The 21,092-nt window shown below is 67.4% G+C and carries 20 protein-coding genes and 2 tRNA genes; 13 read left to right on the top strand and 9 right to left on the bottom strand.

Features of this window, described 5'->3' with window-relative positions:
- Positions 1-103 precede the first annotated feature (103 nt).
- Genes PGB34_RS03750 through pdxA form a run of 3 tightly spaced genes read left to right on the top strand, consistent with a single transcriptional unit; the run spans position 104 to position 3,293 of the window.
- Positions 104-1,420 carry an MFS transporter gene (locus PGB34_RS03750; protein ID WP_271426720.1) on the top strand — a complete coding sequence of 439 codons (1,317 nt, stop codon included), beginning with the start codon at positions 104-106 and terminating at the stop codon, positions 1,418-1,420.
- A gap of 32 nt (positions 1,421-1,452) precedes the next feature.
- On the top strand, positions 1,453-2,232 hold the full coding sequence (locus PGB34_RS03745; RefSeq protein WP_271426719.1) for a Nif3-like dinuclear metal center hexameric protein: 780 nt from the start codon (positions 1,453-1,455) through the stop codon (positions 2,230-2,232).
- Positions 2,229-3,293, top strand: coding sequence for a 4-hydroxythreonine-4-phosphate dehydrogenase PdxA (gene pdxA, locus PGB34_RS03740; protein ID WP_271426718.1), 1,065 nt, complete (start codon positions 2,229-2,231; stop codon positions 3,291-3,293). The genes PGB34_RS03745 and pdxA overlap by 4 nt, the downstream gene beginning before the upstream one ends.
- A gap of 40 nt (positions 3,294-3,333) precedes the next feature.
- Here pdxA and mscL read toward each other — a convergent pair whose 3' ends face one another.
- Complete coding sequence (gene mscL / locus PGB34_RS03735; RefSeq protein WP_271426717.1) at positions 3,334-3,765, bottom strand: large conductance mechanosensitive channel protein MscL; 432 nt, start codon at positions 3,763-3,765, stop codon at positions 3,334-3,336.
- 157 nt (positions 3,766-3,922) lie between these two features.
- On the opposite strand from mscL, the gene petA reads away from it, so the two are divergent.
- The 6 genes from petA (at position 3,923) to PGB34_RS03705 (ending at position 8,143) form a co-directional block, all read left to right on the top strand.
- Positions 3,923-4,537: a ubiquinol-cytochrome c reductase iron-sulfur subunit gene (gene petA / locus PGB34_RS03730; RefSeq protein ID WP_271426716.1), complete on the top strand. Its 615-nt coding sequence runs from the start codon at positions 3,923-3,925 to the stop codon at positions 4,535-4,537.
- A gap of 13 nt (positions 4,538-4,550) precedes the next feature.
- Positions 4,551-5,954, top strand: a complete 1,404-nt coding sequence (locus PGB34_RS03725; RefSeq protein ID WP_271426715.1) for a cytochrome b — start codon at positions 4,551-4,553, stop codon at positions 5,952-5,954.
- Between the two features lie 17 nt (positions 5,955-5,971).
- Positions 5,972-6,730 carry a cytochrome c1 gene (locus PGB34_RS03720; protein WP_271426714.1) on the top strand — a complete coding sequence of 253 codons (759 nt, stop codon included), beginning with the start codon at positions 5,972-5,974 and terminating at the stop codon, positions 6,728-6,730.
- A 110-nt stretch (positions 6,731-6,840) separates the two neighbouring features.
- The gene (locus tag PGB34_RS03715; RefSeq protein ID WP_225781224.1) at positions 6,841-7,452 is read left to right on the top strand and encodes a glutathione S-transferase N-terminal domain-containing protein; all 612 of its coding nucleotides are present in this window, start codon (positions 6,841-6,843) and stop codon (positions 7,450-7,452) included.
- Between the two features lie 45 nt (positions 7,453-7,497).
- Entirely contained in the window at positions 7,498-8,013 is a 516-nt protein-coding gene (locus PGB34_RS03710) for a ClpXP protease specificity-enhancing factor (protein WP_271426713.1), read from the top strand.
- Between the two features lie 54 nt (positions 8,014-8,067).
- Positions 8,068-8,143, top strand: a tRNA-Thr gene (locus PGB34_RS03705).
- A 95-nt stretch (positions 8,144-8,238) separates the two neighbouring features.
- Here PGB34_RS03705 and PGB34_RS03700 read toward each other — a convergent pair.
- The 3 genes from PGB34_RS03700 to PGB34_RS03690 all read right to left on the bottom strand — a co-directional run bounded on the left by PGB34_RS03700 (position 8,239) and on the right by PGB34_RS03690 (position 11,582).
- The gene (locus tag PGB34_RS03700; RefSeq protein WP_271426712.1) at positions 8,239-9,222 is read right to left on the bottom strand and encodes a Bug family tripartite tricarboxylate transporter substrate binding protein; all 984 of its coding nucleotides are present in this window, start codon (positions 9,220-9,222) and stop codon (positions 8,239-8,241) included.
- Positions 9,223-9,315: 93 nt separating this feature from the next.
- Positions 9,316-10,344: an OmpA family protein gene (locus tag PGB34_RS03695; protein ID WP_271426711.1), complete on the bottom strand. Its 1,029-nt coding sequence runs from the start codon at positions 10,342-10,344 to the stop codon at positions 9,316-9,318.
- 173 nt (positions 10,345-10,517) lie between these two features.
- Positions 10,518-11,582: a CDP-6-deoxy-delta-3,4-glucoseen reductase gene (locus PGB34_RS03690; protein ID WP_271426710.1), complete on the bottom strand. Its 1,065-nt coding sequence runs from the start codon at positions 11,580-11,582 to the stop codon at positions 10,518-10,520.
- A gap of 95 nt (positions 11,583-11,677) precedes the next feature.
- Between PGB34_RS03690 and PGB34_RS03685 the strand changes: the two genes are divergently transcribed.
- Positions 11,678-12,625: an NAD-dependent epimerase/dehydratase family protein gene (locus PGB34_RS03685; protein WP_271426709.1), complete on the top strand. Its 948-nt coding sequence runs from the start codon at positions 11,678-11,680 to the stop codon at positions 12,623-12,625.
- A gap of 159 nt (positions 12,626-12,784) precedes the next feature.
- Here the strand turns inward: PGB34_RS03685 and PGB34_RS03680 are convergent.
- Positions 12,785-12,869, bottom strand: a tRNA-Leu gene (locus PGB34_RS03680).
- A gap of 104 nt (positions 12,870-12,973) precedes the next feature.
- Between PGB34_RS03680 and cysM the strand changes: the two genes are divergently transcribed.
- From cysM to PGB34_RS03665, 3 genes are read left to right on the top strand one after another with little or no spacing between them, the layout of a single operon-like run.
- Positions 12,974-13,882, top strand: a complete 909-nt coding sequence (gene cysM / locus PGB34_RS03675) for a cysteine synthase CysM (protein WP_271426708.1) — start codon at positions 12,974-12,976, stop codon at positions 13,880-13,882.
- Positions 13,883-13,940: 58 nt separating this feature from the next.
- A complete protein-coding gene (locus PGB34_RS03670) occupies positions 13,941-14,516 on the top strand; it encodes an NUDIX domain-containing protein (protein ID WP_271426707.1) in 576 nt (191 codons plus the stop codon).
- Positions 14,513-14,788, top strand: coding sequence for a sulfurtransferase TusA family protein (locus PGB34_RS03665; RefSeq protein ID WP_408647818.1), 276 nt, complete (start codon positions 14,513-14,515; stop codon positions 14,786-14,788). The genes PGB34_RS03670 and PGB34_RS03665 overlap by 4 nt, the downstream gene beginning before the upstream one ends.
- Positions 14,789-14,850: 62 nt before the next feature.
- On the opposite strand, the gene galU is transcribed toward PGB34_RS03665, so the two are convergent.
- From galU to PGB34_RS03645, 4 genes are all read right to left on the bottom strand, one after another.
- The gene (galU, locus tag PGB34_RS03660) at positions 14,851-15,738 is read right to left on the bottom strand and encodes a UTP--glucose-1-phosphate uridylyltransferase GalU (protein ID WP_271426706.1); all 888 of its coding nucleotides are present in this window, start codon (positions 15,736-15,738) and stop codon (positions 14,851-14,853) included.
- A gap of 71 nt (positions 15,739-15,809) precedes the next feature.
- Positions 15,810-18,707, bottom strand: coding sequence for a valine--tRNA ligase (locus tag PGB34_RS03655; RefSeq protein WP_271426705.1), 2,898 nt, complete (start codon positions 18,705-18,707; stop codon positions 15,810-15,812).
- Positions 18,708-18,830: 123 nt separating this feature from the next.
- The gene (locus PGB34_RS03650; RefSeq protein ID WP_271426704.1) at positions 18,831-19,325 is read right to left on the bottom strand and encodes a MarR family winged helix-turn-helix transcriptional regulator; all 495 of its coding nucleotides are present in this window, start codon (positions 19,323-19,325) and stop codon (positions 18,831-18,833) included.
- A gap of 7 nt (positions 19,326-19,332) precedes the next feature.
- Positions 19,333-21,075, bottom strand: coding sequence for an acyl-CoA dehydrogenase family protein (locus PGB34_RS03645; RefSeq protein ID WP_271426703.1), 1,743 nt, complete (start codon positions 21,073-21,075; stop codon positions 19,333-19,335).
- Between the last annotated feature and the right edge of the window lie 17 nt (positions 21,076-21,092).

Raw genomic sequence — 21,092 nt, 5'->3', positions numbered from 1 at the left:
GCGGCGCGCGGATCGCTCCTGTCAGTCACAGGCCCTGCCACCTGCGCCGTTCACACCGTTCGGGCGCGGCGGCGGTCTGTGCCGTCGATCTGCTGTTTCGCTCATGACATCGACCACCACCTTCCCGGGCGCGGCTGCGCCCGCCGCCCAGCGCACGCTGGGCAAACGCGACTACCAGACGCTGGGGCTTTCGGCCCTCGGCGGCACGCTGGAGTTCTACGACTTCGTCGTTTTCGTGTTCTTTGCCAACGTGCTGGGGACGCTGTTCTTTCCGGCCGACATGCCCGACTGGCTGCGCCAACTGCAGACACTGGGCATCTTCGCGGCCGGCTACCTGGCCCGCCCGCTGGGCGGCATCGTCATTGCGCATTTCGGCGACATCCTGGGCCGCAAGCGCATGTTCACGCTGTCGATCTTCCTGATGTCGCTGCCCACGCTGGTCATCGGCTTGCTGCCCACCTATACGGCCATCGGCATCGCGGCGCCGCTGCTGCTGCTGGCCATGCGCATCCTGCAGGGGGCGGCCATCGGCGGCGAGATGCCGGGCGCCTGGGTCTTCGTGGCCGAGCACGTGCCGCAGCGCCACTACGGCATGGCCGTGGGCACGCTGACGGCCGGCATCACGGGCGGCATCCTGCTGGGCTCGCTGATCGCGGTGGCGCTGAACAGCTGGTACACCCCGGCCGAAATCCATGACTGGGCATGGCGCATCCCCTTCATCCTGGGCGGCGTCTTCGGCATGGTGTCGGTTTACCTGCGCCGCTACCTGGAGGAAACGCCCGTGTTCCAGGAACTGGCCGAGCGCAAGAAGGTGGCGCGCGAGCTGCCACTCAAGACCGTGCTGCGCGACCACCGCAAGGCCATCGTGCTGGTGGCGCTGATGACCTGGGTGCTGTCCACAGCCATCGTGGTGGTGATCCTGTTCACGCCGGCCTACCTGCAGAAGGTGTTCCAGATCCCGGCCAAGCTGTCGCTGCAGGCCAACCTGGCCGCCACCTTCACGCTGACCATCGGCTGTGCGCTGGTGGGCTGGGCATCGGACCGCATCGGCACCAAGGCCGTGATGCTGATCGGCTGGGGCGGGCTGTTCGTGACCACCTACCTGTTCTACCTGGGCCTGCCGGGAACGGCCGCATCGCTGGTGTGGGGCTATGCGCTGATCGGCCTGTTCGTCGGTTCCATCGCGCTGCTGCCCATCGTGGGTGTGCGCGCCTTCCCGCCCGCCGTGCGCTTCTCGGGCCTGTCCTTCGCCTACAACATGGCCTATGCCGTGTTCGGCGGCCTCACGCCGGTGCTGATCAGCGTCTGGCAGAAGTACGACCAGATGGCACCGGCCCACTACGTGGCCTTCGTGTCGGTGCTGGGCTTCCTGATCGGCCTGTGGCCCTTCGCCTCGCGCGGCTGGCAGCCCAGGGGCTGAGGCGGCCAGGCAGCGCCTGAGACAATTCATCGATGCACATGACCACGCGCGATGAATTGCTGCAGGCCTGCGATGCGCTGCTGCAGCCGGCCCGCTTCAAGGACTACGGCCCCAACGGCCTGCAGGTCGAGGGCCGCCGCGGGGTGCGCCGGCTGGTCAGCGGCGTGACCGCCAGCCGGGCGCTGATCGAGGCCGCGATTGCTGAAGAGGCCGATGCGATCTTCGTGCACCACGGCCTGTTCTGGCGCGGCCATGACGGGCGTGTGACCGGCTGGATGAAGCAGCGCCTGGCCCTGCTGCTGCAGCACGACATCAACCTCTACGCCTACCACCTGCCGCTGGACGCCCATCCGCAACTGGGCAACAACGCGCAGCTGGGCCTGCATCTGGGCTTTGCCGCGCGCGAGGGCCTGGGCAGCCGCTTTGGCGATCAGGACCTGGGATGGCTGGGCACACCCGGCGAAGGCCAGCACTTCGACGACACGCAGGCGCTGGCCGACCATGTGTCTGCCCGGCTGGGCCGGGGCGTGCAGTGCGTGCCAGGCGCAACGGGCCGGCCCGTGCGCACGCTCGCCTGGTGCACGGGCGGCGCGCAAGGCTTATTCGAGGCCGCCATCGCTGCGGGCGCCGATGCGTTCATCACCGGCGAAATCTCCGAGCCGCAGGCGCACTATGCGCGCGAACTGGGCGTGGGCTTCATCGCGGCCGGCCACCATGCCACCGAGCGCTATGGCGCGCCGGCCGTCGCGGCGCATGTGGCGACGCAACTGGGCATCGCGCATCGGTTCATCGACATCGACAACCCCGCATGAGCACGCCGCAGTCTCCTGGCGCGCAAGCGCCACTGGCCCTGACGCAGGGCGATCCGGCCGGCATCGGACCGGAAATCCTGGTCAAGGCCTTCCAGCGCGCGCCTGAAGCCATGCATGGTTGCTTCGTGGCCGGCGACGTGGCCGTGATGCGCCATGCCGTGCGCGCGCTGGCCCAGGATGGCTCCCCGCCGTGGCCGGTGCTGGAGATCGAGCAGGCCTCGCAGGCAGCGTCATTGCCGCCGCGCTGCGTGCCGGTCCTGCAGGCCGTGATGCCGGTCGATGCGCTGCCGGCCATGGGCCATGTCAGCGCCGCGGCGGGCCGCATGGCCGGCGATGCGGTGGTGTGGGCGGCGCGCGCGGCCCTGCGCGCAGAGATCGGCGGCATGGTCACGGCGCCGCTGCACAAGGAGTCGCTGTCGGCGGCCGGTTTCCCTTTCCCTGGCCACACGGAACTGCTGCAGGCCGAAGCCGCTGCGCATGCCGGGCTGTCCATCGATCAGGTACCGGTGCGGATGATGCTGGCCAACGACGAGTTGCGCACGGTGCTGGTCAGCATTCACATGGCGCTTCGGCAGGCCATCGACAGCCTGAGCACCGACGGCGTGCTGCAGACCCTGCGCATCACGCATCAGGCGCTCAGTGCCGTGCTCGGCGCAGCGCCGCGCATCGCCGTGGCGGGCCTGAACCCGCACGCAGGAGAAGGCGGCCTTTTCGGCCGCGAAGACCTCGAACTGATTGCACCGGCCATCGCAGCCGCGCGGGCCGAGGGCATCGATGCCAGCGGCCCCTGGCCGCCCGACACCGTGTTCATGCGGGCGCGGGCGCGCGAGGGCATGTTCAGGGAGTTCGATGTGGTCCTGGCCATGTACCACGACCAGGGCCTGATCCCGGTGAAGTACCTGGGCGTGGAGCAGGGCGTGAACGTGACCTTGGGACTGCCTTTCGTGCGCACCAGCCCGGACCATGGCACGGCTTTCGACATCGCCGGCCACGGGGTGGCCGATCCGGCCAGCCTGCTGGCGGCCGTGCGCATGGCCCGTCAGCTGACCGGCCTGCGCTGAGAGGCTGCGCCGCGGCCAGCGAGGGCCGCAGCACGCGGGTTCAGGGACGCTTGAGGCTGTCGCGGATCTCGCGCAGCAGCACGATGTCTTCGGCCGGCGTGTCGGGCGCGGCAGGTGCTTCTTCCGTCGAGCGGCGCAGACGGTTGATCTGCTTGACCATCAGGAAGATGACGAAGGCCAGGATGATGAAATTCACCGCGATGGTGATGAAGTTGCCGTAGGCCAGCACGGGCACGCCCGCCTTCTTCAGTTCAGCCAGGTTGTTGGCAACGCCGGCGGGCACTGTGCCCAGCACCACATAGAGATTGGAGAAATCCAGCTTGCCGAAGATCAGGCCCACGATGGGCATGATGATGTCGGCCACCAAGGAGTCGACGATCTTGCCGAACGCGCCGCCGATGATCACGCCGACCGCCAGGTCGACCACGTTGCCCTTGACGGCAAACTCGCGAAACTCGGTGAAAAAACCCATGCTGACCCTCCATGAAATTGAGAAGAATGCGGGATGAGTATAGGGAGGGCCGAGCCTCGGCATTCCTGTCGCGCGGGTGCCCGCTTCGGTGCGGCCGCTCGAAGCGCTCCGCTACAATCTTTTAACCCCACAGCACATAAGTACTTTGAGGAGCCCCATGAGTGAAATCTCGGTCGGTCCAAAGAAGGTCGATGCAAGTAAAAGGACCTGGTTGATCGCTTCCGGCTGCGCCGGGGCCGTGGGTGGAGTGGCAACAGCCATCCCGTTCGTCAGCACATTCCAGCCATCGGAGCGGGCCAAGGCCGCAGGCGCGCCCGTCGAAGTGGACATCGGCGCCATGCAGGACGGCGAGAAGATCACGGTGGAGTGGCGTGGCCGCCCCGTCTGGATCCTGAAGCGTTCCAAGGCCCAGCTCGAAGAGCTGGCCAAGCTCGATGGCCAACTGGCCGATCCGAATTCGCAGCGCAACCCCGCCGAGTTCACGCCCAAGTACGCGCAGAACACGGGCCGCTCGATCAAGCCCGAGATCCTCGTGGTCGTGGGCATCTGCACCCACCTGGGCTGCTCGCCGATCGACAAGCTGCAGGCCGGGCCTCAGCCCTCGTTGCCCAGCGACTGGCAGGGCGGCTTTCTGTGCCCCTGCCATGGCTCCACGTTCGATCTGGCCGGGCGCGTGTTCAAGAACAAGCCTGCGCCCGACAACCTGCCGGTGCCTCCACACAAATACCTGACCGACACGCGTCTGCTGATCGGCGATGACGCCGCGGCCTGAGGAGCGCACGACAATGGCTGAATTCAAGGAGATCTCGCCGAACGCTCCCGCCGGTGCACGGCTGGGCAATTGGCTCAACAACCGCTTCCCGACCCTGTTCGACGCGTACCGCGTCCACATGTCGGAGTACTACGCGCCGAAGAACTTCAACTTCTGGTACATCTTCGGCTCGCTGGCGCTGCTGGTGCTGGTGATCCAGATCGTCACCGGCATCTTCCTTGTGATGCACTACAAGCCCGATGCGAACACCGCCTTCGCCTCGGTCGAGTACATCATGCGCGACGTGCCCTGGGGCTGGCTGATCCGCTACATGCACTCCACGGGCGCTTCGGCCTTCTTCGTGGTCGTGTACCTGCACATGTTCCGCGGCCTGCTCTACGGCAGCTATCGCAAGCCGCGCGAGCTGGTCTGGATCTTCGGCTGCGCGATCTTCCTGTGCCTGATGGCCGAGGCCTTCATGGGCTACCTGCTGCCCTGGGGCCAGATGAGCTACTGGGGCGCGCAGGTGATCGTGAACCTGTTCGCCGCCGTGCCGCTGGTCGGCCCCGACCTGGCACTGCTGATCCGCGGTGACTACGTGGTCAGCGACGCCACCCTCAACCGCTTCTTCAGCTTCCACGTGATCGCGGTGCCGCTGGTGCTGCTGGGCCTGGTGGTGGCGCACCTGCTGGCGCTGCACGACGTGGGCTCCAACAACCCCGACGGTGTGGAGATCAAGGCCACCAAGGACGAGAACGGCAAGCCGCTGGACGGCATTCCCTTCCACCCCTACTACACGGTGCACGACGCACTGGGCGTGGTGATCTTCCTGATGGTGTTCTCGGCGGTGATCTTCTTCGCTCCCGAGATGGGCGGCTACTTCCTGGAGTACAACAACTTCATCCCGGCCGATCCGCTCAAGACGCCCAACCACATCGCTCCGGTCTGGTACTTCACGCCCTTCTACTCGATGCTGCGTGCCATCACGACCGAGATGATGTATGTGCTGATCGCCTGCGTGGTGGGCGGCGCCGCCTTTGCCGTGCTCAAGACGCGGCTGAGTTCGATTGCCAAGGGCGCCGTCGTGGTCGCCGCCGTGGTGGCCTGTGTGCTGATGCTGGGCATCGATGCCAAGTTCTGGGGCGTGGTGGTCATGGGCGGTGCCGTGATCATCCTGTTCTTCCTGCCCTGGCTGGACCACAGCCCGGTCAAGTCCATCCGCTACCGCCCCGACTGGCACAAGTACCTGTATGGCGTGTTCGTGGTGAACTTCGTGGTGCTGGCCTACCTGGGCGTGCAGCCGCCGTCGCCCATCGGCGAGCGGGTGTCGCAGGCGGGCACGCTGTTCTACTTCGGTTTCTTCCTGCTCATGCCCTGGTGGACGCGTCTGGGTCAGTTCAAGACTGTGCCTGACCGCGTGACCTACTCGGCGCACTGAGCCCGGAGACTGACCTCATGAAGAAACTGATCCTCACGATGATCACGGCGCTGAGCATGAGCTTCGGCGCGCATGCGGCCGAAGGCGGCATCCCCTGGGACAAGGCGCCTGACCGGACCAACGACCTGGCCGCGCTCCAGCATGGCGCCAAGCTCTTCGTCAATTACTGCCTCAGCTGCCACTCGGCCGCCTTCATGCGCTACAACCGCCTGCAGGAGATCGGACTGAGCGAGCAGCAAATCAAGGACAATCTCCTGTTCACGACCGAAAAGGTCGGGGACACGATGAAGGCCAACATCGAGCCGCGCGAGGCCAAGGAGTGGTTTGGAGGTGTGCCTCCGGACCTGACCCTGGTGGCGCGTTCGCGTGCGGCCGTGGGCAAGGGCAGTGGAGCTGACTATCTCTACACTTACCTGCGCACCTACTACCGCGACGACACCAAGGCCACGGGCTGGAACAACCTGGCTTACCCCAGCGTGGGCATGCCGCATGTGCTGTGGGAGCTGCAAGGCGAACGCCGGCCGGTGTTCGAGAAAATCAGCCACGGCGGCCACGAATCGGTGGTCGTCAAGGGCTGGGAGCAGGTCAAGCCCGGCGCCATGACGTCCGCACAGTACGATCAGGCCATGGGTGACCTCGTGGCTTACATGCAATGGATGGCCGAACCGGCGCAGAACGCGCGGGTGCGACTGGGCGTGTGGGTGATGTTGTTCCTGAGCGTGTTGCTCGTTCTGGTGTGGCGCCTCAATGCGGCGTACTGGAAAGATGTGAAGTGAACGTGCATGAAGACCGGCGCCGCCGTTGAGGGCGACGCCGGTTGCTTGTGACCTTGGAGTGGGTTGCCTGAGGCAAACCCACTCCTTTTGATTTTGAGGAGCCTTTCGCCATGATGGTGCTGTATTCCGGAACGACCTGTCCTTTTTCCCACCGCTGCCGTTTCGTGCTTTTTGAGAAGGGAATGGACTTCGAGATCCGCGACGTTGACCTTTACAACAAGCCGGAGGACATCAGCGTCATGAACCCCTATGGCCAGGTGCCCATCCTGGTCGAGCGTGACCTGATCCTGTACGAGTCGAACATCATCAACGAGTACATCGACGAGCGCTTCCCGCACCCGCAGCTGATGCCCGGCGACCCGGTCGACCGCGCGCGCGTGCGTCTGTTCCTGCTGAACTTCGAGAAGGAGCTGTTCGTGCATGTCTCCACGCTGGAAAACCGCAGCGTCAAGGGCAACGAGAAGGCGCTGGAAAAGGCGCGTTCGCACATCCGTGACCGTCTCACGCAGCTGGCCCCCGTGTTCCTGAAGAACAAGTACATGCTGGGCGAGAACTTCTCGATGCTGGACGTGGCCATCGCACCGCTGCTGTGGCGCCTGGACTACTACGGCATCGACCTGAGCAAGAACGCCGCCCCGCTGTTGAAGTACGCCGAGCGCATCTTCTCCCGCCCCGCCTACATCGAGGCGCTGACCCCGTCCGAGAAGGTGATGCGCAAGTAAGAAAGCGCCGCCTTCGTCTGCCCGCCTGCCTGCTTGCTGCTTTCAATGATCAACGCGCTCGAATCGTCCTCGCTGCGGCCTTACCTGATCCGCGCTCTCTACGAATGGTGCACCGACAACGGCTTCACGCCCTATCTGGCGGTGCAGGTCGATGAGAACGTGCAGGTGCCGCGCGAGTACGTGAAGAACGGCGAGATCGTGCTCAATGTGAGCTACGACGCCACGAGTTCGCTCAAGCTGGGCAATGAATTCATCGAGTTCAAGGCCCGCTTCGCAGGCACTGCGCGCGACATCATCGTGCCCGTGGGCCGCGTGGTGGCCATCTATGCGCGTGAGAACGGGCAGGGCATGGCTTTCCCGCCGGTGATTGCCGAGCAGGCGACGACGGCGAATGCCCAGCCTGCGGCCCCCGCAGCTGAAGAGGCGCGCGTGATGCAGCTGGTGGCCGACGAAGCCGACACGGCGCCGGACGATGCCTCCACGGCCGATGAGGGCGCGGACGGCGAGCCGCCCAGGCCCGGCGGCCCGGGCGGACGGCCGGCGCTCAAGCGCGTCAAGTAAGGGGCGTGGCGCGAGCCGAGGGCTCGCGTTTGCAGCCAGTAGAATCGCAGGTTCGCCGCTTTAGCTCAGTTGGTAGAGCACCCGCCTTGTAAGCGGTAGGTCGTCAGTTCGATTCCGACAAGCGGCACCATTTCGCAAGAAGCCCGGTCCTTCGCAAGAAGGGCCGGGCTTTTTCCATGGGTTCGGCAGTCGCCGAAGGGCGGGCCTCGAAGGCCCGCCACAGTCTCAATCGACCTTGGCGCCGGTGGCCTTGACCACCCGCTCGTACTTGGCGAGCTCCGCCTTCATGAAGGCGCCGAACTGGGCGCTGGTGTTGCCCACGGGTTCAGCCATCAACGCCGCGAAGCGGGTCTTGGTCTCGGGGGCCTGCAATGCCGCCACGAAGGCCTGGTTGAGTTTGTCGAGCACCGGTTGCGGCGTGCCTGCCGGCGCGACCAGACCCCACCAGGTGTCGATGGCGAAGCCCTTGAGCACATCGGCCACGGGCGGCACCTCGGGCAGCATGGGGCTGCGGGCCAAGGTGGTGACGGCGATGGGCTTGAGCTTGCCGGACTTGATGTTGGGCGCCGCGGTGGCCAGGTTGTCGAAGTTGAAGTCCACCTGGCCCGATAGCAGTGCCAGCTGCGCAGGGTTGCCGCCGTTGTAGGGAATGTGCACGGCAAAGATGCCCGCTTCCTTCTTGAACATCTCGCCGGCCAGGTGGCCGGCGCTGCCGTTGCCGCCGCTGGCGTAGTTGAGCTTGCCGGGGTTGGCCTTGGCGTAGGAGATCAGGTCCTTGAGCGTGTTGATCTTCAGGCGCTGCGCGACCTCGGCGTTCATCACCAGCACATTGGGCACGCGCACCATCTGCGTCACCGGCGTGAAGTCGGTGGCTGCATTGAAGGGCATCTTGCTGTAGAGCCAGGGGTTCACCGCGTGGGTGGCCGTGGCGGCGATGCCGATGGTCAGTCCGTCGGGCGCGGCCTTGGCGACGATGTCGGCGCCGATGTTGCCGCCCGCGCCGGGCTTGTTGTCGATGATGACGGGTCCGCCCAGCGCATCCTTCACGCGCTCAGCCAGCGCGCGTGCGGTGACGTCGATGGGGCCGCCGGCGGCGTAGGGCACGACCAGGCGCACGGTGTGTGTCTGCTGGGCCTGGACCAGAGGGGCGGCAAAGCTGAGCGCGGCGGCGGTGCCGAGCAGCGAGATCAGGTGGTGTCTCTTGTTCATGCGGCCATTGTCGCCGTCGAGCCGGGCGTTGGCAGGCGGGACTGCCCGTACCTGCGCAGTCCGCCAGCGATGTGCGCGCGGTGCTGGTGCCCGCTACTGCTTCACCAGTTCCACGCGCCGGTTCTTTGCGCGACCGGCCTCGCTGTCGTTGGGAGCCACGGGTTCGACCGGCCCCGCGCCGCGATGCGTGAGCCGCCTCGGGTCTACGCCGGCCTGCACCAGCGCCGCCACCACGGCCACGCTGCGGCGCTGTGACAGGTCCCGGTTGTGCGCATCGCCGCCCTGGTTGTCGGTGTGGCCCACCACCTGCAGTTTGAGCTGCGGCTGGCTGCGCATCAGTTTGACCATCTCGTCGAGCGTGGGACGCGAGGCGGGTTGGAGCTCGGCCTTGTCGGTGTCGAAGAGGATGCCGTAGAGGGCCACGCGGCCGTTGCCCGCCAGGCTCCGGGCCATGGCCGTGGCATCGACGAACACGATCCGGTCGCTGTCCATGGCCTTGCTTTCCACCACGCGCACGAAGGCGTAGTTGCCCACTTCGGGACGGTGTTCCGACAGCGCGATGCTGGCGTAGACCGTGCCCTGCGGTGTGGCGCGCCGGGCCAGCAGGTAGCGCGCATTCGTGCTGAAGTAGTTGCGGACGTAGTCACCGCGCTTGCCCAGGCGCGGCCATTCCGGCTCGTCGAAGGCGAGCGCGAAGTCATAGGGCGCAGTGGTGGGCACCGAATTCGGTCGCGGCTGGTAGCAGGAGGCGTCGCTGGTCGCGCAGCTGAACAGCAGCTCGAAGCCCTTGGCCCGGAGGCTGGCCTCGTAGTTGCGCAGCACTTCCAGCGTGGAGCGTTCCGCGGGCAGGCTGTAGTAGTACAGGCCCACCTTGCCTTCGACCTTCAGGCGCTGCGGCCGCGCGCCGCCCCAGTTCTGCAGCGGCTCCTGGATCAGTGCGGCCTCGTCGTACGAGGAGCCCTTGTAGGCCTCCAGCACCGCGCCTTCGTAGCGGCCGACCAGCGGATGGTCCTTGGCTGGCTCGGCGGCGCGCAGGGTCTGGGTGGTGCCGGCGCTCCACAGGGCTGCGCCGGCCAGCAGCAACATCAGCAGGCGACGGTCGGACAGGGCTCGGATCGGCATGGTGGGCGGCTCCCTGCGGGGGCCTGCACCAGGCGGCCATCAGCCCATCCGCTTGCCGGTCAAGATACGTGCCGGCCCAGGCACGAGCAATCGACCAGCGGCGCTATGACCTTTGGTGAGAGCGCACGAACCGGGCCGCCGCCCGTGGCCTGCGCGTCAATGCCTGAAGTGGCTCAGGGCAGGGCCTTGTCGGCTTCGCTCGTGAAGGCGTCGGCGTAGAACTCTTCGTCGGGCAGGCCGGCCAGCGCCACATAGTCGCGCCGGGCCGATTCCACCACCACCGGCGCGCCGCAGGCATAGACCTGATGGCCCGACAGATCGGGCAGGTCTTCCAGCACGGCCTGGTGCACGAAGCCCGTGCGGCCGGTCCAGTTGTCTTCGGGCGTGGCGTTGGAGACCACGGGCACGTAGCGCAGGTGCGGCATCAGCGCCTCGCGCTCGCGCAGCCAGTCGTCCATGTACAGGTCTTCGGGCCGGCGGCCGCCCCAGTACAGCACGGTGGGCCGCGTGAGGTTCTTGAACTGCATGTGTTCGATGAGCGCCTTGATCGGCGCAAAGCCGGTGCCCGACGCCAGCAGCACGATGGGCTTGGTCGATTCCTCGCGCAGGAAGAAGCTGCCGTAGGGGCCTTCGACGCGAAGGATCTCCTTTTCCTTCATCGCGCCGAACACATGGTCGGTGAACTTGCCGCCGGGCATGTGGCGCACATGCAGCTCCACGCCTGCGCCGGGCGCATGCAGCGTGTGCGGCGCATTGGCCATGGAGTAGCTGCGCCGTGCGCCGTCACGCAGGATGAATTCGATGTACTGCCCGGCATGGAACTGCATGGGCTCGCCGGCCGGCAGCTGCAGCTGGATCTGCATCACGTCATGCGAGAGCCTGCTCAGCGCGCGCACGCGCACGGGCATCTTGCGGATGGGGAAGGCACCTGCCTCGGTGACCTGGCGCGACTCCAGCACCACGTCGCTGGTCGGGTGCGCGCGGCAGGTCAGGATCAGGCCCGCCAGTTCCTCGTCGGCCGACAGGGCCTTGCTCTGGTGGCTGTCGAGCGTCACCGTGCCCGCGAGCATCTTGCACTTGCACGAGCCGCAGGCGCCGTCCTTGCAGCCATAGGGCAGGCCCACGCCCTGGCGGATCGCCGCCGAAAGGATGGTCTCGTTGCCTTCAACGGTGAAGGCGCGCCCGCTGGGCTCTACAGTGATGGAAAAGCCCGCATCCGCGGTGCCGACAAGGCTCATGGCTATTCTTCGGCCCTTTGGGGAACGCACTTCACTTTTCGAGAATCGTGAGGGCCTCCTTGCTTCAGGCTTTCTTCGTCAGGGAACCCTCGATTTTGCCTTCAAACCAGTCCCCCCTCGGCGCGCTGCCGGCGCGCTTCCGGCGCGAGCGGCTGCTCATCATCGGCTGCGGCGACGTGGGTACGCGCGTGCTGCGCGCCCTGCAGGGGCGCATGCAGGTGCTGGCCCTCACGTCCTCGCCGCAACGCGTGCCTGCGTTGCGCGCGGCCGGTGCACGAGCGCTGATCGGCGATCTGGACGCGCCCGCCACGCTGCACCGGCTGGCGGGGCTGGGCACGCGCGTGCTGCACCTGGCGCCGCCGCCGCGCGCCGATGAGGGCGAAGCGGCGACGCACGAGGCCGTCGTGCGCGACCGCCGCACCGAGGCCGTGGTGCGCCTGCTGCGCCAGCGCACGCCGCCGCTGTCGCTGGTCTATGGCTCCACCAGCGGCGTGTACGGCGATTGCGAAGGCGCACGCGTGCCCGAAACGCGCGGCGTGCAGGCCGGCACCGCGCGCGCCTTGCGCCGCGTGGCGGCCGAACGCCAGGTGCGCTGGCTGGGCCGCGGCCTGCAGGTGCGCACCGGCATCCTGCGCATTCCTGGCATCTACGCGCCCGACCGCGAAGGCGGCACGCCGCGTGCGAGGCTGCTGCGCGGCACGCCCGTGCTGCAGCCGCAGGACGATGTCTTCACGAACCACATCCATGCCGACGACCTGGCGCGCGCCTGCATCGCCGCGCTGTACCGCGCACGCGGCGGGCGCGTCTTTCACGTCAGCGACGACAGCGAGCTGCAGATGGGCGACTACTTCGACCTGGCGGCCGGCCTCTACGGCCTGCCGTGTCCGCCGCGCGTGGCGCGGGCCGAAGCGCAGCAACAGCTCACGCCCATGCAGCTGAGTTTCATGAGCGAATCGCGCCGGCTCGACAACCGTCGCATGAAGCGTGAGCTGGGCGTGCGGCTGCGCTATCCCACGGTGCGTGAGGGATTGGCGGCGTCTTGAGCCCTCGTATTGGCCGCAACCCAGGAGGCCGGAATCGAAGCCTCGTTCACACGACTGAGCGGACGATCACATGCACGCCCACGGCGTGCCGGAGCGATTGCATGCGCGAAGGCGGCGCCAAAAAGCAAAAGGCCCGCCAAGGGCGGGCCATGCTTTTTTTGGTGCCGGAGGCCGGAATCGAACCGGCACGCCTTGCGGCGGGGGATTTTGAGTCCCCTGCGTCTACCAATTTCACCACTCCGGCAGGAAAGGCTGAGACAGCCCAAAATTATGGCACAGTGCCCAGCCGCCTCGCCGATTCGGCGACCCCGCGGCGCCCTGGCTTCGCAGTTGTCCTAAGCTTGTTCCATGACCCATTCCTACCCCACCCTTGAAGACGCCGTCGGCCAGACACCGCTGGTGGCGCTGCAGCGCATCGACGCGGCACGCAACGCGCAGCGCGGCAACGTGATCCTGGCCAAGCTGGAGGGCAACAACCCGGCAGGCTCCGTGAAGGACCGCCCGGCGCTATCGATGATCCGGCGGGCCGAGGAGCGCGGCGAGATCAAGCCCGGCGACACGCTGATCGAGGCGACTTCGGGCAACACCGGCATCGCGCTGGCCATGGCGGCGGCCATCAAGGGCTACCGCATGCTGCTGATCATGCCGGAGGACCTGTCCGTCGAGCGTGCGCAGACCATGAAGGCCTTCGGCGCCGAGCTGATCCTCACGCCCAAGAGCGGTGGCATGGAATACGCGCGCGACCTGGCCGACCAGATGGTGGCGCAGGGCAAGGGCCGCGTGCTGGACCAGTTCGCCAACCCCGACAACCCGCGCATCCACTATGAAACGACGGGCCCCGAGCTGTGGGCCCAGACCGGCGGGCGCATCACCCACTTCGTGAGCGCGATGGGCACCACGGGCACCATCACGGGCGTCTCGCGCTTCCTCAAGGAAAAGAACCCGGCCATCCAGATCGTGGGCGCGCAGCCCGACGAAGGCTCGCGCATCCCGGGCATCCGCAAGTGGCCGCAGGAGTACCTGCCCAAGATCTACGACCCCTCGCGCGTGGATCAGGTGGTGAACGTGAGCCAGGACGAGGCCGAGGAGATGGCCCGGCGCCTGGCGCGCGAAGAGGGCATCTTCGGCGGCATCTCGGCCGCGGGGGCGTTGTGGGTGGCGCTGGAGGTGTCCAAGACCGTGGAGAACGCGACCATCGTCTTTGTGGTCTGCGACCGCGGTGACCGTTATCTGTCCACCGGCGTGTTCCCGGCCTGATCCCCCCTGTTCGCGTGGGCGACACGCCGGATGCGCGACAACGCAGAGACTCCCCGCCATGAAACTCCCCCGCTTCTGCCCCGACTGCGCCACGCCGCTCGAATGGATCGCCCTGATGGAAGACGGCGGCCCGAAGGAGCGGCTGCGCTGCGTCAACTGCGGCCACACGCACTGGGGCAATCCCACGCCGGTCCTGGCGGCCATCGTCGAATACCGCGGCCAGGTGCTGCTGGCACGCAATGCGGCCTGGCCGGGCAAGATGTTCGCGCTGATCACGGGCTTCATGGAAGCGGGCGAGTCGCCACAGGAAGGCATTGCGCGCGAGGTCAAGGAAGAGACCAACCTCGACGTGCTCAGCAGCAGCATCGTGGGTGCCTATGAGTTCACGCGCATGAACCAGGTCATCATTGCCTACCACGTGGTGGCAGAAGGCGAGGTGAAGCTCTCGCCTGAGCTGGTGGACTACCGGCTCTACGACCTGCCCGATCTGAAGTGCTGGCCTGCCGGCACAGGCTATGCGCTGGCGGACTGGCTGCGCACGCGCGGCCATGAGCCCGTGTTCTTCACCGCGCAGGAAAATGAGGAACGGCGGCGCGGGCTGGATCAGCCGCCTTCATCGGAGAATGGGTCATGAGCGTTGATCAAGACACCCAAGCCCCGGCCGCTGCGGCAGCCCCGCTGAGCATCGACCGCGAGATCGACACGCGGGGCCTGAACTGCCCCTTGCCCATCCTCAAGGCCAAGAAGGCGCTCAACGACATGGAAAGTGGCCAGCTGCTCAAGGTCGTGTCCACCGACCCGGGCTCGCTGCGCGACTTCCAGGCCTTTGCGCGCCAGACCGGCAATGCGCTGATGGAGCAGCAGACACAGGGAACGGACTTCATCCACGTGCTCAAGCGGCGCTGAGCCGCGCACAAGAAGAAAAGCCCGGCGCAAGGCCGGGCTCGTGGGCCGCAGGCGCGTGGCCCTCAGAGCTTGAGCGTGCGCAGGTAGTCGCGGAAGGAGTCCCCGACTTCGGCGTGCGCCAGGGCCAGCTCCACGGTGGCCTGCAGGAAGCCTTCCTTGGCGCCGCAGTCGTAGCGCGTGCCCTGGTAGGCATAGGCATACACGCTCTCCTTCTTCAGCAGCGAGGCGATGCCGTCGGTCAGCTGGATCTCGCCGCCCGCGCCCTTGGGCTGGTTGCGGATCTCGTCGAACACGCCGGGCGTGAGGATGTAGCGGCCGGCCACGCCCAGGCGCGAGGGCGCCTTCTCGGGCGAGGGCTTCTCGACCATGGCGCTGACCTTGGTCAGGCTGTTGCCCATGGCGTCGCCGGCCACGATGCCGTAGCGCTTGACCTGGTCCAGCGGCACTTCCTGCACCGCCAGCACCGAGCCGCCCAGGTTGTTGAAGTTGCGAACCATCTGCGCGAGCACGCCTTCGCCGCCCTTGGGGCCGACCATCAGGTCATCGGCCAGCAGCACGGCAAAGGGCTGATCGCCCACCAGGTGCTCGGCGCACAGCACGGCGTGGCCCAGGCCCAGCATGCGCGGCTGGCGCACATAGGAGCAGGTCATGTCCTCGGGCGCGACCGAGCGGGCGATGTGCAGCAGCGCGTCCTTGCCGCTGGCCTCGAGCTGGCTTTCCAGCTCGTAGGCCGTGTCGTAATGGTCTTCGATGGCCCGCTTGTTGCGGCCGGTGACGAAGATCATGTCGCGGATGCCGGCCGCGTAGGCCTCTTCGACGGCGTACTGGATCAGCGGCTTGTCCACCACCGGCAGCATTTCCTTGGGCTGCGCCTTGGTGGCCGGAAGGAAGCGGGTGCCGAAGCCGGCAACGGGGAAGACAGCCTTGCGGATGCGCGTCGAAGTGGGCATGAGTCGGTACGAAGAAGTGGAAAACAGAAGACGGGCTGCCTATCGTAGAGGACGCCCGTCCTCATTCGTTGTCAGCCAAGGCGCTGCAACTGGGCCTGCAGGCGCGTCAGGGCCGCCGAAAAGTCCGCCAGGCGCTGCTTTTCCTGCTCGATGACGGCCGCCGGGGCCCGTGCCACGAAGGATTCGTTGCCCAGCTTGCCGTTGGCCTTGGCGATCTCGCCCTCCAGCCGCGCGATCTCCTTGCCCAGGCGCACGCGCTCGGCGGCCACGTCGATCTCCACATGCAGCGCCAGGCGCGCACCGCCCACCACGGCCACGGGCGCGGCCTGCGCTGCTGCAGCCCAGGCGGCCTCGTCGGTGAAGACCTTCACTTCGCTGAGCTTGGCCAGCGCCTGCAGCACGCTGGCGGCGCCCTGCAGGAACTCGGCCTCGGCCGGGCTTTCGGCCAGCGCGAACAGCGGCAGTCGCTGTGCGGGAGAGACGTTCATCTCGCCGCGCAGCGTGCGGCAGGCCGCCACCAGCGACTTGAGCCTGAGCACGTGGGCTTCGGCCGCTTCGTCGATCTTCTCGGGCTGCGCCACGGGGTAGGCCGCAACCATGATGGACTCGCCCGCCCGCCCGGCCACCGGGGCGACCTTCTGCCACAGCTCCTCGGTGATGAAGGGGATGATCGGGTGCGCCAGGCGCAGCAGCGCCTCCAGCGTGCGGATCAGGGTGCGGCGCGTGCCGCGCTGCTGGGCCTCGTTGCCGGTCTGGATCTGCACCTTGGCGATTTCCAGGTACCAGTCGCAGAAGGCGTCCCACGCGAACTGGTAGATGGCGTTGGCCACGTTGTCCAGGCGGTAGTCGGCAAAGCCCTGCGCCACTTCGGCTTCCACGCGCTGCAGCTGCGAGGCGATCCAGCGGTCGGCCTGGCTGAAGTGCATGTAGCCGTGCGCGGCACCGCCGGGCTGGCATTCGGCTTTGGTGTGCTCCTTCAGCCCACAATCTTGCCCTTCGCAATTCATCAGCACGAAGCGCGTGGCGTTCCACAGCTTGTTGCAGAAGTTGCGATAACCCTCGCAGCGCTTGGAGTCGAAGTTGATGCTGCGGCCCAGTGAGGCCAGCGCCGCGAAGGTGAAGCGCAGCGCATCGGCGCCATAGGCCGGGATGCCTTCCGGGAATTCCTTCTCGGTCTGCTTGCGCACCTTGGGGGCGGTCTCGGGCTTGCGCAGGCCGGTGGTGCGCTTGTCCAGCAGCGGCTCCAGCGCAATGCCGTCGATCAGGTCCACCGGATCGAGCACGTTGCCTTCGGACTTGGACATCTTCTTGCCCTGCGCGTCGCGCACCAGGCCGTGGATGTACACGTGCTTGAAGGGCACGCGGCCCGTGAAGTGCGTGGTCATCATGATCATCCGGGCGACCCAGAAGAAGATGATGTCGTAGCCCGTGACCAGCGTGGTGGAGGGCAGGTAGAGGTCGTAGTCTTTCAGCGCGTTCTTGTCGTCCAGCGCCTGGGGCCAGCCCAGCGAGGAGAAAGGAACCAGCGCCGACGAATACCAGGTGTCCAGCACGTCCTCGTCGCGCGTGAGCGCCTTGCCCGGGGCCTGCTGGCGCGCATCTTCCTCACTGCGCGCCACGTACACCTTGCCGTCCTCGTCGTACCAGGCCGGGATCTGGTGGCCCCACCAGAGCTGGCGGCTGATGCACCAGTCCTGGATGTTGTTCATCCACTGGTTGTAGGTGTTGACCCAGTTCTCGGGCACGAAGCGCACTTCGCCCGACTGCACGGCATCGATGGCCTTTTGCGCGATGGACTTGCCGCCCGGCTCCTTCTCGCTGGGCTTGCTCATCGCCACGAACCACTGGTCCGTCAGCATGGGTTCGATCACCTGGCCCGTGCGCGCGCAGCGCGGCACCATCAGCTTGTGCTTCTTGGTCTCGACCAGCGCGCCGGCCGCTTCCAGGTCGGCCACCACGGCCTTGCGCGCGACGAAGCGGTCCAGCCCGCGGTACTTTTCAGGCGCGTTCTCGTTGATTTTTGCGTCCAGCGTCAGCACGCTGATCATGGGCAGGCCATGGCGCTGGCCCACCGCATAGTCGTTGGTGTCGTGCGCCGGCGTGACCTTCACCACGCCGGTGCCGAACTCGCGATCCACGTAGTCGTCGGCAATGATGGGGATCAGACGCTGGACCAGCGGCAGGCGCACCTGCTTGCCGATCAGCGCGGTGTAGCGCTCGTCCTCGGGGTGCACCATCACGGCCACGTCGCCCAGCATGGTCTCGGGGCGCGTGGTGGCCACCGTCAGGCTGCCGCTGCCGTCTTCGAGCGGGTAGGCGATGTGCCAGAGGAAGCCATCTTCCTCCTCGCTTTCCACTTCGAGGTCGCTCACGGCGCTCTTGAGCTCCGGGTCCCAGTTCACCAGGCGCTTGCCGCGGTAGATCAGGCCCTCCTCGTACAGGCGCACGAAGGTCTCGGTCACCACCTTGGACAGCTTGTCGTCCATGGTGAAGTATTCGCGGCTCCAGTCCACCGTGTCGCCCATGCGGCGCATCTGGTTGGTGATGGTGTTGCCCGACTGCTGCTTCCACTCCCACACGCGCGAGACGAAGTTCTTGCGGCCCAGGTCATGGCGGCTCTGGCCCTGGCCCTGCAGCTGGCGCTCCACCACGATCTGCGTGGCAATGCCCGCATGGTCGGTGCCCGGCACCCACAGCGTGTTCGCGCCCGCCATGCGGTGGTAGCGCGTGAGGCTGTCCATGATGGTCTGGTTGAAGGCATGGCCCATGTGCAGCGTGCCCGTCACGTTCGGCGGCGGCAGCTGGATCGAGAAGGAGGGTGCGCCTTCCTGGGGTTGCTGCGTGCCGCGAAAGCCGGCCTTCGCGTAGCCGCGCTTTTCCCACTCGGGGCCCCAGTGGGCTTCGAGGGCTGCGGGTTCAAAGGACTTGGACAGGCCGGCCAGGCCCGGTTGTTCGGGGGTGTCGCTCATGGGAATCCAGACGGGGGAGGCCGCGCACATCGTCGGCTGCCGGCATGGGCCGGCAAGCTGCCGCGCGGCAGGCGAAGGAAGGACAGGATTTTAGGGCAGGGCCTTCGCAGACCACCCGGATGCCTATGCCTTGTACAGCTTCTGCAGCAGGTTCCGCAGCGTCTCGCGTTCGCGCGCCGTCAGCGCGTCTGCGGCGTCGCTTTCCAGCTCGATCACGACCTGCTCGGTTTCCTGCGCCAATGCCAGGCCCGCGGCCGTGAGGTGCAGGCCGATGGCGCGGCCGTCGCGCGGGTGCGGGCGGCGCTCGATCAGGCCGCGCCGGTCCAGCGCAGAGATCAGGCTCACCAGGTTGGGCGGCAGGATGTCCAGGGTGGCGCACAACTGGCGCGAGGTGGCGCCGGGGTTGTGGGCCAGCAGCGCCAGCACCGAGTACTCGACCTGCTTGAGCCCGTAGGGCGCCATGCGTTCGAAGAACAGCGCGCTGATCACGCTGTAGGCGCGGCGCGTGTTGTAGCCGATCAGGGCTTCGAGGGTGCCGGCTTCCAGCCGCTCGGGGGCGGGCGCGGGCGCAGCGGCAGAGGGGGTGGCGGCAGTCTTCTTGCGGGGTGCGGCTGGCATCGTGCGCTCATTGTCGCGCGAGGGCGGCGCCCGGCGGCTGCGCATGCGCGCCCAGCACACCTTCGGCGGCGCGCTTGACCAGCCCCAGGCGCATCTCGAACTCCGGCAGCACATGGCGGCGGAAGGCGGCGGCGGGCGCCTGCCAGCGCGCATCGTCGGTGCCGCTGTGGGCTTCGATGCGGGCCCAGGCCCAGGCCATCAGGCCCAGCATGGTCACGCGCAGGAAGTCGTCTGCCACCTCATAGGGCAGGCGCGGGTTGGCCTGCGCGGCCATCGCCACGCTGGTGCCCAGGTAGCGCAGTTGCGCCAGGCGGCGCTGCGCGTCGGCGTCGGCCTCGCGCGAGGCGTCCAGCTCGTCGCGCAGTTCCAGCAGCACGGCCGAGAGGGCGGCGCCGCCGTCGGGCAGCACCTTGCGCACCAGCAGGTCGATGGCCTGGATCTCGTTGGTGCCCTCGTAGATCATGGCCACGCGCACGTCGCGCACATGCTGCTCCACGCCCCATTCGCGCACGTAGCCATGCCCGCCGAAGACCTGCAGGCAGGCACTCGCGCCCTCGAAGCCCTGCTGCGTGCAGGCGGCCTTGAGGATGGGCGTGACCAGGGCGCACCAGCGCTGCGCGCGCTCGCGCAGCTTGGGCTCGGGCGCATGGCGCGCCAGGTCCAGTTGCAGGCCGGTGCGGTAGGCGATCAGGCGCCCGCCGTCGATCCAGGCGCGCTGCGTGTCCAGAATGCGCGCGATGGCCGGGTGCTCGGCGATCAGGCTGGGCTCAGCGCCCGTGGCGCCGGGCACTCTCATCTGCTGGCGCTCCTGCGCGTAGGCATGGGCCTTCTGCCAGGCTGCGTCCAGCGTGCCGATGCCCTGCAGCGCCACATGCAGGCGCGCCGCGTTCATCATCACGAACATGGCGTTCAGGCCCTTGCCGGCCTCGCCCACCAGCCAGCCCCGCGCCTCGTCGAAGCGCAGCACGCAGGTGGGGCTGCCGTGCAGGCCCATCTTCTCCTCGATGCGCTCGCAATGGATGGCGTTGCGCGTGCCGTCTTCCAGCACCTTGGGCGCCAGCACCAGCGACAGGCCCTTGGGCCCCTCGGGCGCATCGGGCAGGCGGCACAGCACCAGGTGCACGATGTTGTCCGTCAGGTCGTGCTCGCCGCCGGAGATGAAGATCTTGCTGCCACTGAGCAGCACGCTGCCGTCGGCCTGCGGGGTGGCGCGCGTGCGCACGCGGCCCAGGTCGCTGCCCGCGTGGGCTTCGGTCAGCGCCATGGTGGCCAGCCATTCGCCGGTGGCGATCTTGCTCAGGTAGCGCGCTTTCAGTTCTTCGCTGCCGTGATGCCTGAGGCATTCATAGGCGCCATGCAGCAGGCCCGGCGCCATGGTGAAGCCGTGGTTGGCGCCCGAGAGCCATTCATAGAGCACGGCGTCGAGCACCGCGGGCAGGCCCTGGCCGCCGTCCTCCACGGCCGCCGACAGCGCGGGCCAGCCGGCCTGCCAGAAGGCCTGGTAGGCCTCTTTGAAGCCCGGGGGCGAGACCACGGCGCCGTTGTCGAAGCGGCAGCCGATCTCGTCACCCGTGCGGTTCAGCGGCGCGACCACCTCGCCCACGAAACGGCCGGCCTCTTCCAGCACCTGGCGCATCAGGGCGGCGTCGGCGCTGTCGGCGAAGGCCGGCAGGGCCGCCAGCTGTGCCGGCGCCCCCAGCACGGTGTCGATCAGGAACAGCGAATCATCGGGGCGGGGGGCGTAGTCCATCGGGCACAGGCAGGAAG

Source organism: Xenophilus arseniciresistens, from assembly GCF_028023875.1.
In the GTDB taxonomy this organism is placed as follows: Bacteria; Pseudomonadota; Gammaproteobacteria; order Burkholderiales; family Burkholderiaceae_C; genus Xenophilus; species Xenophilus arseniciresistens.
The sequence above is the reverse complement of the archived record's forward strand: the minus strand, read 5'-3'. Positions and strand labels throughout refer to the sequence as shown.

What these genes read in the sequence shown, in the direction of transcription:
- PGB34_RS03750 (WP_271426720.1), top strand. Translation starts at nt 104, where the DNA reads ATGACATCGACCACCACCTTCCCGGGCGCGGCTGCGCCCGCCGCCCAG.
- PGB34_RS03745 (WP_271426719.1), top strand. Translation starts at nt 1,453, where the DNA reads ATGCACATGACCACGCGCGATGAATTGCTGCAGGCCTGCGATGCGCTG.
- pdxA (WP_271426718.1), top strand. Translation starts at nt 2,229, where the DNA reads ATGAGCACGCCGCAGTCTCCTGGCGCGCAAGCGCCACTGGCCCTGACG.
- mscL (WP_271426717.1), bottom strand. Translation starts at nt 3,765, where the DNA reads ATGGGTTTTTTCACCGAGTTTCGCGAGTTTGCCGTCAAGGGCAACGTG.
- petA (WP_271426716.1), top strand. Translation starts at nt 3,923, where the DNA reads ATGAGTGAAATCTCGGTCGGTCCAAAGAAGGTCGATGCAAGTAAAAGG.
- PGB34_RS03725 (WP_271426715.1), top strand. Translation starts at nt 4,551, where the DNA reads ATGGCTGAATTCAAGGAGATCTCGCCGAACGCTCCCGCCGGTGCACGG.
- PGB34_RS03720 (WP_271426714.1), top strand. Translation starts at nt 5,972, where the DNA reads ATGAAGAAACTGATCCTCACGATGATCACGGCGCTGAGCATGAGCTTC.
- PGB34_RS03715 (WP_225781224.1), top strand. Translation starts at nt 6,841, where the DNA reads ATGATGGTGCTGTATTCCGGAACGACCTGTCCTTTTTCCCACCGCTGC.
- PGB34_RS03710 (WP_271426713.1), top strand. Translation starts at nt 7,498, where the DNA reads ATGATCAACGCGCTCGAATCGTCCTCGCTGCGGCCTTACCTGATCCGC.
- PGB34_RS03700 (WP_271426712.1), bottom strand. Translation starts at nt 9,222, where the DNA reads ATGAACAAGAGACACCACCTGATCTCGCTGCTCGGCACCGCCGCCGCG.
- PGB34_RS03695 (WP_271426711.1), bottom strand. Translation starts at nt 10,344, where the DNA reads ATGCCGATCCGAGCCCTGTCCGACCGTCGCCTGCTGATGTTGCTGCTG.
- PGB34_RS03690 (WP_271426710.1), bottom strand. Translation starts at nt 11,582, where the DNA reads ATGAGCCTTGTCGGCACCGCGGATGCGGGCTTTTCCATCACTGTAGAG.
- cysM (WP_271426708.1), top strand. Translation starts at nt 12,974, where the DNA reads ATGACCCATTCCTACCCCACCCTTGAAGACGCCGTCGGCCAGACACCG.
- PGB34_RS03670 (WP_271426707.1), top strand. Translation starts at nt 13,941, where the DNA reads ATGAAACTCCCCCGCTTCTGCCCCGACTGCGCCACGCCGCTCGAATGG.
- PGB34_RS03665 (WP_408647818.1), top strand. Translation starts at nt 14,513, where the DNA reads ATGAGCGTTGATCAAGACACCCAAGCCCCGGCCGCTGCGGCAGCCCCG.
- galU (WP_271426706.1), bottom strand. Translation starts at nt 15,738, where the DNA reads ATGCCCACTTCGACGCGCATCCGCAAGGCTGTCTTCCCCGTTGCCGGC.
- PGB34_RS03655 (WP_271426705.1), bottom strand. Translation starts at nt 18,707, where the DNA reads ATGAGCGACACCCCCGAACAACCGGGCCTGGCCGGCCTGTCCAAGTCC.
- PGB34_RS03650 (WP_271426704.1), bottom strand. Translation starts at nt 19,325, where the DNA reads ATGCCAGCCGCACCCCGCAAGAAGACTGCCGCCACCCCCTCTGCCGCT.
- PGB34_RS03645 (WP_271426703.1), bottom strand. Translation starts at nt 21,075, where the DNA reads ATGGACTACGCCCCCCGCCCCGATGATTCGCTGTTCCTGATCGACACC.